Here is a 16,396-nt window from a genome sequence, read left to right on the forward strand (position 1 = left end):
CCGTAATCATCGCGGTGCTGGGGTGCAGATCTTGCCCATGGGGGAGGAGGAGGTGAAGTCGCCGAGTCCGAGGCTCCGGGGTTCACCGGAGCTGGGTGCAAAAGGGAGATGCTCCGCAGTGCAGCGGAGTGATCCGGGAACGGAGTTCTGCGTGGACATCGTCGTCAAGGGCCGCAAGACCGAGGTGCCCGAGCGGTTCCGCAAGCACGTGGCCGAGAAGCTGAAGCTGGAGAAGATCCAGAAGCTCGACGGCAAGGTGATCAGCCTCGACGTCGAGGTGTCCAAGGAGCCCAACCCCCGACAGGCCGACCGTTGCGACCGAGTGGAGATCACGCTCCGCTCCCGCGGTCCGGTGATCCGGGCGGAGGCAGCGGCCAGTGACCCGTACGCGGCACTCGACCTGGCGGCGGAGAAGCTGGACGCGCGGCTGCGCAAGCAGCACGACAAGCGGTTCTCGCGCCGTGGCGCACGGCGGATCTCGGCCGCCGAGGTCCCCGACCACGTCCCGGGCGCGGCGACACTCAACGGGAACGGCACCCCCGTCCACGACGAGGAGCCCGACGGTGTGCCCACCAAGAAGATGGGCTCGCTGGAAGTGAAGGGCGAAGGCCCCCTCGTCGTCCGCGAGAAGACCCACGTCGCCTCCCCGATGAGCCTCGACCAGGCCCTCTACGAGATGGAACTGGTCGGCCACGACTTCTACCTGTTCGTCGACTCCGAGACCAAGGAGCCGAGTGTCGTCTACCGGCGGCACGCGTACGACTACGGCGTCATCCACCTCAGCACGGACCCGATGGTCGCCCAGGCGCAACCTCCCGCTGCAGGAGGCACGCTGGGGGGCTGACCCGCCCGGTCGGCAGCTGAGCCGGTGCCCCTGGAAGCGCCGTGCGCCCCCAGGGGCACCGGTGTGCAACCACTTCGCGCCCCGCTCTGTCACCGCGTTGTCGCCCGGACATGGAATCATGGCCGCAACGGCCCAACCGGTGGGCCGTTGCCTTGGGTTGGCGGGATGGCACAGCACCACAGGCCACAGCCTTCAGGGGGAGGAACGATGGCGGACAGCTTCGGACCGATGCAGGACGGCGATGCCGGCAGCGGCGTTGTCGGCATGGGCCCGGACGCGGGCGGTACTCCACGCAAGGAACCGATCAGAGTCCTTGTCGTCGACGACCATGCCCTCTTCCGCCGCGGACTCGAGATCGTGCTCGCCGCCGAGGAGGACATCCAGGTCGTCGGGGAGGCGGGCGACGGCGCGGAGGCCGTCGACAAGGCCGCGGACCTGCTGCCGGACATCGTGCTGATGGACGTCCGGATGCCCAAGCGCGGCGGTATCGAGGCCTGCACCTCCATCAAGGAGGTCGCTCCCAGTGCGAAGATCATCATGCTGACGATCAGCGACGAAGAGGCCGATCTCTACGACGCGATCAAGGCGGGCGCGACCGGATACCTCCTCAAGGAGATCTCCACCGACGAGGTGGCCACCGCCATTCGCGCGGTGGCCGACGGGCAGTCGCAGATCAGTCCGTCCATGGCGTCGAAACTCCTCACCGAGTTCAAGTCGATGATCCAGCGCACCGACGAGCGTCGGCTGGTGCCCGCGCCGCGGCTCACCGACCGTGAACTCGAAGTGCTCAAGCTGGTCGCCACGGGGATGAACAACCGCGACATCGCGAAGGAGTTGTTCATCTCCGAGAACACCGTGAAGAACCATGTGCGCAACATCCTGGAGAAGCTGCAACTGCACTCCAGGATGGAGGCCGTGGTCTACGCGATGCGGGAGAAGATCCTCGAAATCCGCTGAGGCCGCCGACGCGGGCGCCGGTCAGCGCAGCGCGGCGATCAGGGCGCGGGTCACTTCCTTGAGGAGCGGCTCGCGCAGTTCGGGGGCCTCCACGCGCTCCACGCGCACCGTCGTGCAGTCCACCCAGCTCGCGGCCTCGACCAGCGCCTCCGCCACCGCCGGGACCGCCTTCGGGCCGTCCAGCGTGACCTGGCGGGCCACCAGGATGCCGCCCGCCTCGCGCGCCGGGTCCACCCGGCCCACGAGCCGGCCGCCGGCCAGCACCGGCATCGCGTAGTAGCCGTACACCCGCTTCGGCTTCGGGACGTACGCCTCCAGGCGGTGGGTGAAGCCGAAGATCCGCTCGGTGCGTGCCCGGTCCCAGATGAGGGAGTCGAACGGGGAGAGCAGGGTCGTCCGGTGCCGACCGCGCGGGGGCGTGGCCAGGGCCTCCGGGTCCGCCCAGGCGGGCTTCCCCCAGCCCTCCACCTCCACCGGGACCAGACCCGAGTCGGCGATCACCGCGTCGACCTGCTCGCCCTTGAGCCGGTGGTAGTCGGCGATGTCCGCGCGCGTACCGATGCCCAGCGACTGCCCGGCCAGCCGGACCAGCCGGCGCAGGCACTCGGCGTCGTCCAGCTCGTCGTGGAGCAGCTCGGCCGGGACCGCGCGCTCGGCCAGGTCGTACACCCGCTTCCAGCCGCGCCGCTCGACGCACACCACCTCGCCGTACATCAGCGCGCGCTCCACGGCGACCTTGGTGCCGGACCAGTCCCACCACTCGCTGGTCTTCTTCGCGCCGCCCAGCTCCGTCGCGGTCAGCGGGCCTTCGGTACGCAGCTGCTTGACGACCTGGGCGTAGACACCGTCGGGAAGATCGTGGTTCCAGTGCGGCCGGTCACGGTAGGCGCGGCGGCGGAAGGCGAAGTGCGGCCACTCCTCGATGGGGAGGATGCAGGCCGCGTGCGACCAGTACTCGAAGGCGTGCGGTCGTGTCGGAGACGCGCCCAGAGATCCTGTCTGCCAGTAGGCGTTCTCGACCGTCCGGCGGCCGAGGCGGCCGAGGCGGGCGTACGGAATGAGCTCGTGGGAGCGGGCGAGGACCGAGATGGTGTCGAGCTGGACCGCGCCGAGGTGGCGGAGCACGCCCCGCACGCCGGAGCGGCGGTCGGGGGCACCGAGGAAGCCCTGTGCCTTGAGCGCGATACGGCGGGCTTCGTCCGCCGAGAGAGCGGCGGCGGGGCGCGGGAGGGTCGTCATGGGTCGGACGATAGAGGGTGGCACTGACAGCCCGGCACGAGCTGCGGATTCCGGGGTTTCAGGCCTGCGCAGGGGCCGGCAGGTAGGGCGCCGCCGACGGCAGGCCCAGGTCCGACGGGAGCAGGGAGCCCACCCAGCAGTCGCGTCGTACGCCCTTGTTGTTGAGGGAGGAGCGGAGGGTGCCCTCGACGGTGAAGCCGGTGCGTTCCGCGACCGCGCGGGAGGCGTGGTTGCCGACCTCGGCACGCCATTCGACCCGGTCGATCGCCATCCGGGTGAACGCCCAGCGGGCGGCCGCGAGGGTGGCCTCGGCGGTGTAGCCGTGGCCGCGGTGCTCCTTGGCGGTCCAGAAACCCACCTCGGCCGTCCCCAGGGAGCGCATGGTCAGGGCGAGCATCCCGGCCAGCCCTCCCGTCGGCAGGAAGACGCCGAAGGTGAACATCGAGCCCTCGGACCAGCCGTCGGGGACCATCTGCTCCGTGAAGCTCCGGGCGTGCTCGGCGAGGTAGGGCGAGGGAATCGTCGTCCAGCGCTGGATGTCGGGATCCTGGACGGCCGCGTACACCGCGTCGGTGTCCTGCGGGCCGACCGCGCGCAGCAGCAGACGAGGGGTGGTGAGCGTGACGGGTTCCATCGGCTGATTCTGCTCGCCAGGGCATCCGCTACGCCATCGGTTTCGCCGTCCGTGAGTGCGTGATCACAATTCGCGCAATTCCTCGCCCCCGCGCGGCACCATCCGCGGGCCCCGGCCGTTGTCCCTAATGAAGCGGCAAAACCCGCGACACCGCCCGGCACCACCCATCAGTCCCCTGGAACAGTGACACGAAGCGGGCTCACGGGGCCCTCGGGAAAGCGACGGAGGGCCGTTGGGCCGCCCGGGCCTCCCGACGTGGCCGGGTCCTCGCATACGATGGCCGTTGCTCAGTACGTCAAATGGAAACCGACCCTCCCAGGCCCGACCGGCAAGGAGACAAAGCCCCGTGTCCGTCCTCTCGAAGATCATGCGTGCAGGCGAAGGCAAGATCCTGCGCAAGCTGCACCGCATCGCGGACCAGGTCAACTCCATCGAAGAGGACTTCGTCGACCTCTCCGACGCCGAGCTGCGGGCCCTCACCGATGAGTACAAGCAGCGCTACGCCGACGGCGAGAGCCTCGACGACCTGCTTCCCGAGGCGTTCGCGACCGTCCGCGAGGCAGCCAAGCGCGCCCTCGGCCAGCGTCACTACGACGTGCAGATCATGGGTGGCGCGGCCCTCCACCTCGGCTACGTGGCCGAGATGAAGACCGGTGAGGGCAAGACCCTCGTCGGCACCCTGCCCGCGTACCTCAACGCACTGTCGGGCAAGGGCGTCCACCTCATCACGGTCAACGACTACCTGGCCGAGCGCGACTCCGAGATGATGGGCCGCGTCCACAAGTTCCTGGGCCTCACCGTCGGCTGCATCCTCGCCAACATGACGCCGGCCCAGCGCCGCGAGCAGTACGCGTGCGACATCACGTACGGCACGAACAACGAGTTCGGCTTCGACTACCTGCGCGACAACATGGCGTGGGCGCAGGACGAGCTCGTCCAGCGCGGCCACAACTTCGCGATCGTCGACGAGGTCGACTCCATCCTGGTCGACGAGGCCCGTACGCCGCTGATCATCTCCGGTCCGGCCGACCAGGCCACCAAGTGGTACGGCGACTTCGCCAAGCTGGTCCTGCGCCTGAAGAAGGGCGAGGCCGGCAACCCGCTCAAGGGCATCGAGGAGACCGGCGACTACGAGGTCGACGAGAAGAAGCGCACGGTCGCCATCCACGAGTCCGGTGTCTCCAAGGTCGAGGACTGGCTGGGCATCGACAACCTCTACGAGTCGGTGAACACGCCTCTGGTGGGCTACCTGAACAACGCCATCAAGGCGAAGGAGCTCTTCAAGAAGGACAAGGACTACGTCGTCATGGACGGCGAGGTCATGATCGTCGACGAGCACACCGGCCGTATCCTCGCCGGCCGCCGCTACAACGAGGGCATGCACCAGGCGATCGAGGCGAAGGAAGGGGTGGACATCAAGGACGAGAACCAGACCCTCGCCACGATCACCCTCCAGAACTTCTTCCGCCTCTACAAGCGTCACGACCACGACGACAAGGAACAGCCGGGCCTGTCCGGCATGACCGGTACGGCCATGACCGAGGCCGCCGAGTTCCACCAGATCTACAAGCTCGGCGTGGTCCCGATCCCGACGAACAGGCCGATGGTCCGCAAGGACCAGTCGGACCTGATCTACCGCACCGAGGTCGCCAAGTTCGAGGCGGTCGTCGACGACATCGCGGAGAAGCACGAGAAGGGCCAGCCGATCCTGGTCGGCACGACCTCCGTCGAGAAGTCGGAGTACCTCTCGCAGCAGCTCTCCAAGCGCGGCATCCAGCACGAGGTGCTCAACGCGAAGCACCACGAGCGTGAGGCGTCGATCGTCGCCCAGGCCGGCCGCAAGGGTGCTGTGACGGTGGCCACCAACATGGCCGGCCGTGGTACCGACATCAAGCTCGGCGGCAACCCCGAGGACCTCGCCGAGGCGGAGCTGCGCCAGCGCGGCCTCGACCCCGAGGAGCACATCGAGGAGTGGGCGGCCGCGCTGCCCGCGGCTCTGGAGAAGGCCGAGCGGGCCGTCAAGGCCGAGTTCGACGAGGTCAAGGAGCTCGGCGGCCTCTACGTCCTCGGCACCGAGCGGCACGAGTCGCGCCGCATCGACAACCAGCTGCGCGGCCGTTCCGGCCGTCAGGGCGACCCCGGCGAGTCCCGCTTCTACCTCTCCCTCGGCGACGACCTGATGCGCCTGTTCAAGGCCCAGATGGTCGAGCGCGTGATGTCCATGGCGAACGTGCCGGACGATGTGCCGATCGAGAACAAGATGGTCACCCGCGCGATCGCGTCCGCGCAGTCGCAGGTCGAGCAGCAGAACTTCGAGACCCGTAAGAACGTCCTCAAGTACGACGAGGTGCTGAACCGGCAGCGCGAGGTCATCTACGGCGAGCGCCGCCGCGTCCTGGAGGGCGAGGACCTGCAGGAGCAGATCCAGCACTTCACGGACGACACGATCGACGCGTACGTCGGCGCGGAGACCGCCGAGGGCTTCCCGGAGGACTGGGACCTCGACCGCCTGTGGGGAGCCTTCAAGCAGCTCTACCCGGTGAAGGTCACCGTCGACGAGTTGGAGGAGGCGGCCGGCGACCGTGCGGGCCTGACCGCCGAGTACATCTCCGAGTCCATCAAGGACGACATCCACGAGCAGTACGAGTCGCGCGAGACGCAGCTCGGCTCCGAGATCATGCGTGAGCTGGAGCGCCGGGTCGTGCTGTCCGTCCTGGACCGCAAGTGGCGCGAGCACCTTTACGAGATGGACTACCTCCAGGAGGGCATCGGCCTGCGCGCGATGGCCCAGAAGGACCCGCTGGTCGAGTACCAGCGCGAGGGCTTCGACATGTTCACCGCGATGATGGACGGCATCAAGGAGGAGTCCGTCGGCTACCTGTTCAACCTGGAGGTCCAGGTCGAGCAGCAGGTCGAGGAGGTCCCGGTCGAGGCCGCGGAGGGCGTCCAGGACGCGGTTCCGGCCCAGGCGGGTTCCCGTCCCGAGATCCGCGCCAAGGGCCTGGAGGCACCGCAGCGGCGGGGCATGCACTTCTCCGCGGCCACCGTGGACGGCGAGGGCGGCATCGTCGAGGGCGACTTCGACTACGACGACGAGGAGCCGGCCCGCTCCGAGGCCGACGGCCTGACCCGCGCCGAGCGCCGCAAGCAGGCGAAGGGCATCCGCCGCCGGAGGAAGTAACCCCAGCATCAGCGCTACGCGAGGGCCGGTCACCCGAGAGGGAGGCCGGCCCTTCGGCGTGGGGCGGGCGGGCACCTGCGCGGCTCGAACTTCAGGCTTCGGGCCTCGGAACCCGGCCCATGAGCGTCGGGTCTCCGGCCTCGGATCACGGGCGTCGAACGTCGGGCGTCGGGCGTCGGGCGTCCGGTCTCGGCCACGGATCGCGGATCGCGGATCTCGGGGCGCGGGCCGTGGTTCTCGGGGCTCGGGCCTCAGCCCTCTGGCCCCGGATCCCGGACCGGGGCCCGGGCCCTCTGGCCCTCCGCTCGGCCGTCAGGTGTCGTGCGGCGCGCGTGGGCCGCCCATCTCCACTGCCGTGCAGCGCCAGCGCAGGTCCGCGCCCTGTTCGAGGCGGAAGGCCATCGCGCGCAGCCGGTCGCCCGCGGCGATGCGGGCGAAGACCTCCAGGGCGCCGGCGCGCGGTACGTAGTAGCCGATGTCGCGGATGACGGGGTCGGTGCCGCGAGTGCGCAGGGGGCCGCGGTCGGCGAGCCGGGCCAGGTCGTCGTAGGCATGTCCTGCGGTGTGCCGGAGCATCCAGTGGACGGGGCGGCGGCCGCTCAGGACGGCCAGCAGACGCTCCGCGAAGAGGTCGGTGGGGCGGGGGCTCGGCGGGGCCGCCGGGGGCGTGAGCGGCCGACGGGAGGAGGGGGCGCCGGGGCGCCGGGAGTCGCGGCGGCCGGGCGGCCGGGTGCCCGGGCGGAGCTGGGCGGTCCTGGTCATGACCTTGTTCATGGGGATCCCCGTTCGGCGGGCCCGGCGGGTACCGGGCGGTAACTTTCGGTTACGGATCTTGTACGGGCCGGGTCGGCGACAGCAAGGCGGCGGTGGTCCGTGTCGGGAGGCCGGGAATGTTCACCTATCCGAGTGGTCGAGGGCGCGGGAAACCCCGTGGCCGGGCGGCGGTACCGGGTGAATCGCGAGGCGCCGGGTGGACGCCCCCGACGTCACCGCCCGGGACCCGAAAGGGGACGCCCGCACGTATCCTGTAGGCCCTCCGGGAGGCACCAGAACCTTCGGGAGGCGCAGAGTCGAGCAGTCGAAGAGTCCCGGAAGAGAGCGGCCAGTCATGCGCGTCTACGTCCCCCTGACCCTCCCCGGGCTTGCCGAGGCGCACAGGACGGGCGAGCTGGGGACCGGTCCTTTCCTCGCCTACGCCGTCACGCCCGCGCTGCGCGAGTGGTACCTCTCCGACGACATAGAGGAACTGGAGTACGCCGCCCTCAACCGGGCCGCGCTGGCCTCCCTGCGGCTGCTCGCCGCCGACTCCGGGGCGATGCGCCGCCGGGTCGTGGTCGCCGTGGACGTCCCCGACGGTACGGCGGCGGCCGACCCGGACCGCGGGCTCGACCCGGCGGCGCTGGGCGAGGTCCGGGTCACCGGGACGGTGGCGCTGGCCAGGGCGGCCTCGGTGCACGTCGACTCCGACGACGCGGAGGAGGACGTGACGGCGGCGGCCGGGGCCCTCAAGGCGGCGGACGGCGGGGACGACGACGCGCAGTTCGTCGTGGACGGGGCCGAGGACCACGAACTGCTCTGGTACGCGACGCAGGAGATCCCGAGCCTGGTGGAGTTCGGCGGCTGAGCGGGGCCGACGGGGCCGCCGGGGTCGGCGGGGCCTGCGGGGACCGGCCGGACCTCTGTGACCTGCGGTGATGTGCCGGAGGTCTTGACTGTCAGTGGCGGCGGGTAGCGTTTTTGGCATGGGGAAGCACGGAAGCGCACACATCGTCTGGGACTGGAACGGGACGCTGTTCCACGACAACGACGCGATCATCGGGGCGACGAACGCGGCCTCGGCAGAGCTGGGCCTGGCACCGATAACGCTGGAGCAGTACCGGGCGCTGTACTGCGTGCCCGTGCCGAAGTTCTACCAGCGGCTGATGGGACGGTTCCCGACGGAGGCCGAGTGGGAGGTCATGGACGAGATCTTCCACCGGTACTACGCCGAGCACCGCGGCCGCTGCGCGCTGACCGACGGGGCGATGGAGCTGCTGGCCGGGTGGCGTTCGGCGGGGCGCAGCCAGTCACTGCTGAGCATGTACGCGCATGACGAACTGGTTCCGCTGGTGCGGGGCTTCGGGATCGAGCCGCACTTCCTCCGGGTGGAGGGGCGGATCGGGCCGTCGGGGGGCAGCAAGGCCGAGCACATGGTGCGGCATCTGCGCCGGCTGGCGGATGTGGAGCCCGGGCGGACCGTGGTGATCGGGGACGCGGCGGACGACGCGGTGGCGGCGCGGGCGGTGGGGGCGAAGGCGGTGCTGTACACCGGGGGGTCGCACGGGAGGGCGAGCCTGGAGGAGGTCGGGGTGCCGGTCGTGGACTCGCTGGCGGAGGCGGTCGAGGAGGCGGAGCGGCTGGTGGCGTGAGCCGGTGCCGGTGGGCTGGGGCCGGGGGGTGGGTTCGCTTACCGGCGCTGGCCGGGTGCCTCCCCCAGCCTTCGGCCGGGGGGACCCCCAGCGCCCACCCGTGCCGCCCTGCGGCACGCCTGCCCGCAGCTGGGTAGCTGTGAAGCGCCCCGTAAGGGGCGCGGGGAACTGCGCGGCCAGCCCCCACCCACCCGCGCATCACCACTCACTCTCAGCCACCGCCAGCCCATACGTCGGCCAAGCCTGCGCAGCACCCTGTGCAGAACGTCAAAGTTCCACCCCTTGTTTTGTACACATACGGCTCATGACGACCCCCCGGTGGGGAGCGATAGCCTTGGTGGCGTGATCAGCGCGATAGTTCGCGGGGGCCTCGGTGCCCCTGCCCTGCGCCCGGTTTGCACGGAGCACCTCCGTGACCGGGCGGCGGTCGCTGGTCTTCCCGGGCGGAGGGCGCCGAAGGCGGCCCAGGCAGGAGCGCTGCCGAGAGCAGCATCACACCTGCCGAGCAGCTCAAATATGGCTCAATACCCCCCGCTCGTCTCACCTTGCGGCATAGCGTCGGAGCAGACCGGAGAACCCGGCCGTGGCGTCGAGCCGCAGGGGGAAGAGCCCGTACTTCCTTCTACGTCACGCAATGGCGCGCGACAGGAGCCAGAGGACAATGCAGACCAAGCTGGACGAAGCCAAGGCCGAGCTGCTCGATCGGGCCGCCCGGGTAGCTGAGAACAGCCCGGCCGGGGGGCACCTACCGACTGGGACGACGGGAGAGGTGGACCAGGAGTCCGTCTTCGCGTTCCTCCAGCGCTACTACCTGCACACCGCACCGGAGGACCTCGCCGACCGCGACCCGGTCGACGTCTTCGGCGCCGCCGTCTCGCACTACCGTCTCGCCGAGACCCGCCCGCAGGGCACCGCGAACGTCCGGGTGCACACCCCGACCGTCGAGGAGAACGGGTGGACCTGCAGCCACACCGTGGTGGAGGTCGTCACCGACGACATGCCCTTCCTCGTGGACTCGGTCACCAATGAGCTGACCCGGCAGGGGCGCGGGATCCACGTCGTCATCCACCCCCAGTTCGTCGTCCGCCGTGATCTCACCGGCAAGCTGATCGAGGTGCTGCCCACCTCGCCGTCCGACGACGAGGAACTGCCGCACGACACGCACGTCGAGTCCTGGATCCACGTCGAGATCGACCGCGAGACCGACCGCTCCGACCTCAAGCAGATCACCGCCGACCTGCTGCGCGTCCTCTCCGACGTCCGGGAGGCCGTCGAGGACTGGGAGAAGATGCGGGAGGGCGCCGTCCGCGTCGCCGAGCAGCTCGGCGAGGAGCCGGTCCCCGCCGACCTGCCGCGCGCCGAGGTCGAGGAGGCCCGCGAGCTGCTGCGCTGGCTCGCCGCCGACCACTTCACCTTCCTGGGCTTCCGCGAGTACGAGCTGCGCGAGGACGACTCGCTGGCGGCCGTGCCCGGCACCGGTCTCGGCATCCTGCGCTCCGACCCGCAGCACGCAGGCGAGGAGGGCCACCCGGTCAGCCCGTCCTTCGAGCGGCTCCCGGCCGACGCGCGCGCCAAGGCCCGTGAGCACAAGCTCCTCGTCCTGACCAAGGCGAACAGCCGGGCCACCGTGCACCGGCCGTCGTACCTGGACTACGTCGGCGTCAAGAAGTTCGACGCGGCCGGCAACGTGGTGGGTGAGCGGCGCTTCCTGGGCCTGTTCTCCTCCGCCGCCTACACCGAGTCGGTGCGCCGGGTGCCGGTCATCCGCCGCAAGGTCGACGCGGTGCTGGAGCGGGCGGGCTTCTCGCCCAACAGCCACGACGGCCGCGACCTGATGCAGATCATGGAGACGTACCCGCGCGACGACATGTTCCAGACCCCGGTCCCGGAGCTGGAGTCGATCGTCACGAGCGTGCTCTACCTCCAGGAGCGCCGCCGGCTGCGGCTGTACCTGCGCCAGGACGAGTACGGCCGTTACTACTCGGCCCTCGTCTACCTCCCGCGCGACCGCTACACCACCGGCGTCCGGCTGCGGATCATCGACATCCTGAAGGAGGAGCTCGGCGGCACCAGCGTCGACTTCACCGCCTGGAACACCGAGTCGATCCTCTCCCGGCTGCACTTCGTCGTCCGCGTCCCGCAGGGCACCGAGCTGCCCGAGCTGTCCGAGGCCGACAAGGACCGCATCGAGGCCCGGCTGGTCGAGGCGGCCCGCTCCTGGGCCGACGGTTTCGCCGAGGCGCTCAACGCCGAGTGCGGCGAGGAGCGCGCTGCCGAGCTGCAGCGCCGCTACACGAACTCCTTCCCCGAGGGCTACAAGGCCGACCACACCCCGCGCGCGGCGGTCGCCGACCTGGTCCACCTGGAGCGGCTCACCGAGGAGCCGGGCAACGACTTCGCGCTCAGCCTCTACGAGCCGGTGGGCGCCGCCCCCGGCGAGCGCCGTTTCAAGATCTACCGCAAGGGCGCGGCGATCTCCCTGTCGGCCGTGCTGCCGGTCCTGAACCGGCTGGGCGTCGAGGTGATCGACGAGCGGCCGTACGAGCTGCGCTGCGCGGACCGGACGACCGCGTGGATCTACGACTTCGGGCTGCGCATGCCGAAGGTGGCCGGCGGCGGCAACGGCGACTACCTGGGCGACGACGGCCGTGAGCGTTTCCAGGACGCGTTCTCCGCGACCTGGACCGGTCTCGCGGAGAACGACGGCTTCAACGCGCTGGTGCTGAGCGCCGGGCTGAGCTGGCGGCAGGCGATGGTGCTGCGGGCCTACGCCAAGTACCTGCGGCAGGCCGCGTCCACGTTCTCCCAGGACTACATGGAGACCACGCTCCGCAACAACGTCCACACCACCCGGCTGCTCGTCTCCCTCTTCGAGGCGCGGATGTCGCCGGACCGGCAGAAGGCCGGCCTGGAGATCACCGACGCCCTCCTCGAGGAGCTGGACGCGGCGCTGGACCAGGTGGCGAGCCTCGACGAGGACCGCATCCTGCGTTCCTTCCTGACCGTCATCAAGGCGACGCTGCGCACCAACTTCTTCCAGGAGACGGTCGACGGCAAGCCGCACTCCTACGTCTCCATGAAGTTCGACCCGCAGGCCATCCCCGACCTCCCGGCGCCCCGCCCGGCGTTCGAGATCTGGGTGTACTCGCCGCGTGTCGAGGGCGTGCACCTGCGCTTCGGCAAGGTCGCGCGCGGCGGTCTGCGCTGGTCCGACCGGCGTGAGGACTTCCGTACCGAGATCCTCGGCCTGGTCAAGGCGCAGATGGTGAAGAACACCGTCATCGTGCCGGTCGGCGCCAAGGGCGGCTTCGTCGCCAAGCAGCTGCCCGACCCGGGCGTGGACCGGGACGCGTGGCTGGCCGAGGGCATCGCCAGCTACAAGACGTTCATCTCGGCCCTGCTCGACATCACCGACAACATGGTGGCCGGCGAGGTCGTGCCCCCGCAGGACGTGGTCCGGCACGACGAGGACGACACCTACCTGGTGGTCGCGGCCGACAAGGGCACGGCGACGTTCTCCGACATCGCCAACGAGGTCGCCGGCAGCTACAACTTCTGGCTCGGCGACGCCTTCGCCTCCGGCGGCAGCGCCGGCTACGACCACAAGGGCATGGGCATCACCGCGCGCGGCGCCTGGGAGTCCGTGAAGCGGCACTTCCGGGAGCTGGGCACCGACACCCAGACCGAGGACTTCACGGTCGTCGGCATCGGTGACATGTCCGGTGACGTGTTCGGCAACGGCATGCTGCTCAGCGAGCACATCCGCCTGGTCGCCGCCTTCGACCACCGGCACATCTTCATCGACCCGAACCCGGACGCGGCCACCGGCTACGCCGAGCGCCGCCGCCTGTTCGACCTGCCCCGCTCCAGCTGGGGCGACTACGACACCGACCTGCTCTCGCAGGGCGGCGGGATCTTCCCGCGCAGCGCCAAGGCCATCCCGGTCAACGGCCACATCCGCGAGGCCCTCGGCATCGAGGAGAAGGTCGCCAAGCTGACCCCGGCCGACCTGATGAAGGCGATCCTCGGGGCGCCGGTCGACCTGCTGTGGAACGGCGGCATCGGCACCTACGTCAAGGCGTCGACCGAGTCCAACGCGGACGTCGGCGACAAGGCCAACGACGCCATCCGCGTCGACGGCGCCGATCTGCGCGTCAAGGTCGTCGGCGAGGGCGGCAACCTGGGCCTGACCCAGCTCGGCCGGATCGAGTTCGCCCGCCAGGGCGGCAAGATCAACACCGATGCCATCGACAACAGCGCCGGCGTGGACACCTCCGACCACGAGGTGAACATCAAGATCCTGCTCAACGGCGCGGTCGCGGACGGCGACATGACGGTCAAGCAGCGCAACAAGCTGCTCGCCGAGATGACCGACGAGGTCGGTGCCCTGGTGCTGCGCAACAACTACGCGCAGAACGTGGCGATCGCCAACGCGCTCGCCCAGTCCGGGGACATGCTCCACGCCCAGCAGCGCTTCCTGCGCCACCTGGTCAGGGAAGGCCACCTCGACCGGGCCCTGGAGTTCCTGCCCACGGACCGCCAGATCCGCGAGCGCATCGGCACCGGCCAGGGCCTGACCGGCCCGGAGACGGCCGTCCTGATGGCGTACACGAAGATCACGGTCGCCGACGAACTGCTGGCGACCACGCTGCCGGACGACCCGTACCTGAGCAGCCTGCTGCACGCGTACTTCCCGACGGCCCTGCGCGAGCGGTTCGCCGCCGCGCTCGCCACCCACCCGCTGCGCCGCGAGATCACCACCACGGTCCTGGTCAACGACACGGTCAACACCGGTGGTACGACCTACCTGCACCGGCTGCGCGAGGAGACCGGGGCCTCCCTGGAGGAGATCGTCCGGGCGCAGACCGCGGCCCGCGCGATCTTCCGCTCGGCCGCGGTGTGGGACGCGGTCGAGGAACTGGACAACAAGGTCGACGCGGCCGTTCAGACCCGGATCCGGCTGCACTCCCGCCGCCTGGTGGAGCGCGGCACCCGCTGGCTGCTCAACAACCGGCCGCAGCCGCTCCAGCTCCTGGAGACCGTCGACTTCTTCTCCGAGCGGGTCGAGCAGGTCTGGCAGCAGCTGCCGAAGCTGCTGCGCGGCGCGGACCTGGAGTGGTACCAGCACGTGTACGACGAGCTGTCCGGCGCCGGTGTGCCGGCCGAGGTCGCGACCCGCGTGGCCGGCTTCTCCTCCGCCTTCCCGGCGCTGGACATCGTCTCGGTGGCCGACCGCACGGGCAAGGAGCCGCTGGACGTCGCCGAGGTCTACTACGACCTCGCCGACCGGCTCGGCGTCACCCAGCTGATGGACCGCATCATCGAGCTCCCGCGCGCCGACCGCTGGCAGTCGATGGCCCGCGCCTCCATCCGCGAGGACCTGTACGCGGCCCACGCGCTGCTCACCGCCGACGTGCTCGCCGCGGGCAACGGCACGTCGACGCCCGAGCAGCGCTACGAGGCCTGGGAGCAGAACAACAGCGCGATCCTGGGCCGGGCCCGGACCACCCTGGAGGAGATCCGCAGCTCGGACTCCTTCGACCTGGCCAACCTTTCGGTGGCCATGCGGACGATGCGGACGCTGCTGCGCACGCACTCGTAGTCGTACGAAGGGTCCGTACACAGCAGTAGTACGACATGAAATGCGCCCCGAGCCGGTGACGGCTCGGGGCGCTTTCTTTCTTACCCGTGCTGATTCTTGCCGATGTTTAGGGGGGAATGGGCGGCTAATTTACCGTTTCCTGCTAATCCGGGCATCTCGGATATGGTCTGCCGTGTGACAGTGCAACTCACGGTGGGGCGGCCGGTCCCGCAGGTCGTCCTTGAGGTCGTGAAATTCGGGGTCGTCGGCGGCAGCGGTGTCCTCGTCAATTTCCTGGTCTTCAACCTGCTGCTGCACGGCCTGCGTTGGCAGGCCATGGCCGCGACGGTGGTGGCCAGCTGCCTGGCGATGGCGACCAATTACGTGGGCTTCCGGTTTTTCGCCTATCGGGACCGGGCCTCGCGCACACGACAGCAGATCGCACTTTTCTTCGTGTTCAGCGGGGTGGGTGTCGTGCTGGAAAGCGGTCTGTTCTATGCCGGCTATCACGGTCTCGGTCTCGCCGGGCCGCTGGAATCCAACATCGTGAAGGCCCTGTCGATCGTGCTCGCCTCCGCCTTCCGCTTCCTCGTCTACCGGACCTGGGTGTTCCAGACGGACGCGAGCCGCGCCGTTCGGCAACGGCGCGGCTCGCGGTCGTAGACAGGGCCTGCTTCAGGAAGGCTGGGTGACCTTAGGCTTGGGCTTCGGCTTGGGCTTCGCCTTGTCGGACTTGTCGCCGGTGAAGGCCTCGTACTCCGTGAGGACCTCCTCGGTCGGCCCGTCCATGCGCAGCACACCGCGCTCCAGCCACAGCACCCGCTCGCAGGTGTCGCGGATGGACTTGTTGCTGTGGCTGACCAGGAACACCGTGCCCGCGCGCTGGCGCAGTTCGCGGATGCGCTCCTCGGACCGGATCCGGAACTTCGCGTCACCGGTGGCCAGCGCCTCGTCGATGAGCAGGACGTCGTGGTCCTTGGCGGCGGCGATGGAGAAGCGGAGCCGGGCGCCCATGCCGGAGGAGTAGGTGCGCATCGGGAGGGTGATGAAGTCGCCCTTCTCGTTGATGCCGGAGAAGTCGACGATGTCCTGGTAGCGCTCCTTGACCTCCTCGCGGGACATGCCCATGGCGAGGCCGCCGAGGTAGACGTTCTTCTCGCCGGTCAGGTCGCCCATCAGGGCCGCGTTGACGCCGAGGAGGGAGGGCTGGCCGTCGGTGTAGATGGCGCCGTTCTCCACGGGCAGCAGGCCGGCGACCGCCTTCAGGAGGGTCGACTTGCCGGAGCCGTTGGTGCCGATCAGACCGATCGCCTCGCCCTTGTAGGCGACGAACGAGACGTTCCTGACGGCGTGCACCTTTCGGACGCCGGCCGCGTTCTCGGCCCTCTTCTTGCCACGCAGCATGCGGTTGAGGGCGGCGGTGGCGGAGCCTCGGCCGGCGCCGGTGCCGTTGACCCGGTAGATGATGTCGACGCTGTCGCAGACGACGGTGGGGACGTCGCTCACGGTGCGGGACTCGCGCACGGTGGGGATGTCGTCGCTCATGCTGGGG

General features: G+C 69.8%; 11 protein-coding genes. 7 read left to right on the forward strand and 4 right to left on the reverse strand.

The window, feature by feature from the left end:
- The first annotated feature begins 151 nt into the window (after window positions 1-151).
- Entirely contained in the window at window positions 152-844 is a 693-nt protein-coding gene (hpf, locus tag ACFWPQ_RS43355; protein WP_384048111.1) for a ribosome hibernation-promoting factor, HPF/YfiA family, read from the forward strand.
- Between the two features lie 207 nt (window positions 845-1,051).
- A complete protein-coding gene (locus ACFWPQ_RS43360) occupies window positions 1,052-1,801 on the forward strand; it encodes a response regulator (protein ID WP_384048114.1) in 750 nt (249 codons plus the stop codon).
- Between the two features lie 21 nt (window positions 1,802-1,822).
- Here ACFWPQ_RS43360 and ACFWPQ_RS43365 read toward each other — a convergent pair whose 3' ends face one another.
- The gene (locus ACFWPQ_RS43365) at window positions 1,823-3,040 is read right to left on the reverse strand and encodes a winged helix-turn-helix domain-containing protein (RefSeq protein ID WP_384048117.1); all 1,218 of its coding nucleotides are present in this window, start codon (window positions 3,038-3,040) and stop codon (window positions 1,823-1,825) included.
- 58 nt (window positions 3,041-3,098) lie between these two features.
- The gene (locus ACFWPQ_RS43370) at window positions 3,099-3,674 is read right to left on the reverse strand and encodes a GNAT family N-acetyltransferase (protein WP_384048119.1); all 576 of its coding nucleotides are present in this window, start codon (window positions 3,672-3,674) and stop codon (window positions 3,099-3,101) included.
- Between the two features lie 346 nt (window positions 3,675-4,020).
- Here ACFWPQ_RS43370 and secA point away from each other — a divergent pair, with 346 nt between their 5' ends.
- Window positions 4,021-6,855 carry a preprotein translocase subunit SecA gene (gene secA / locus ACFWPQ_RS43375; RefSeq protein ID WP_361288611.1) on the forward strand — a complete coding sequence of 945 codons (2,835 nt, stop codon included), beginning with the start codon at window positions 4,021-4,023 and terminating at the stop codon, window positions 6,853-6,855.
- Window positions 6,856-7,167: 312 nt separating this feature from the next.
- On the opposite strand, the gene ACFWPQ_RS43380 is transcribed toward secA, so the two are convergent.
- A complete protein-coding gene (locus ACFWPQ_RS43380) occupies window positions 7,168-7,629 on the reverse strand; it encodes an Rv3235 family protein (protein ID WP_361288607.1) in 462 nt (153 codons plus the stop codon).
- Between the two features lie 334 nt (window positions 7,630-7,963).
- On the opposite strand from ACFWPQ_RS43380, the gene ACFWPQ_RS43385 reads away from it, so the two are divergent.
- The 4 genes from ACFWPQ_RS43385 to ACFWPQ_RS43400 all read left to right on the forward strand — a co-directional run bounded on the left by ACFWPQ_RS43385 (window position 7,964) and on the right by ACFWPQ_RS43400 (window position 15,507).
- Window positions 7,964-8,479 carry a DUF6912 family protein gene (locus tag ACFWPQ_RS43385; RefSeq protein ID WP_361288604.1) on the forward strand — a complete coding sequence of 172 codons (516 nt, stop codon included), beginning with the start codon at window positions 7,964-7,966 and terminating at the stop codon, window positions 8,477-8,479.
- Between the two features lie 118 nt (window positions 8,480-8,597).
- Window positions 8,598-9,263: an HAD family hydrolase gene (locus ACFWPQ_RS43390; protein ID WP_384048123.1), complete on the forward strand. Its 666-nt coding sequence runs from the start codon at window positions 8,598-8,600 to the stop codon at window positions 9,261-9,263.
- 661 nt (window positions 9,264-9,924) lie between these two features.
- Entirely contained in the window at window positions 9,925-14,865 is a 4,941-nt protein-coding gene (locus tag ACFWPQ_RS43395; protein ID WP_384048126.1) for an NAD-glutamate dehydrogenase, read from the forward strand.
- 174 nt (window positions 14,866-15,039) lie between these two features.
- Entirely contained in the window at window positions 15,040-15,507 is a 468-nt protein-coding gene (locus tag ACFWPQ_RS43400) for a GtrA family protein (RefSeq protein ID WP_384048129.1), read from the forward strand.
- A 12-nt stretch (window positions 15,508-15,519) separates the two neighbouring features.
- Here the strand turns inward: ACFWPQ_RS43400 and ACFWPQ_RS43405 are convergent, their stop codons facing one another.
- Window positions 15,520-16,389 carry an ABC transporter ATP-binding protein gene (locus ACFWPQ_RS43405; RefSeq protein ID WP_384048223.1) on the reverse strand — a complete coding sequence of 290 codons (870 nt, stop codon included), beginning with the start codon at window positions 16,387-16,389 and terminating at the stop codon, window positions 15,520-15,522.
- Window positions 16,390-16,396 lie beyond the last annotated feature (7 nt).

This window comes from Streptomyces sp. NPDC058464 (assembly GCF_042721035.1).
Taxonomy (GTDB): Bacteria; Actinomycetota; Actinomycetes; order Streptomycetales; family Streptomycetaceae; genus Streptomyces.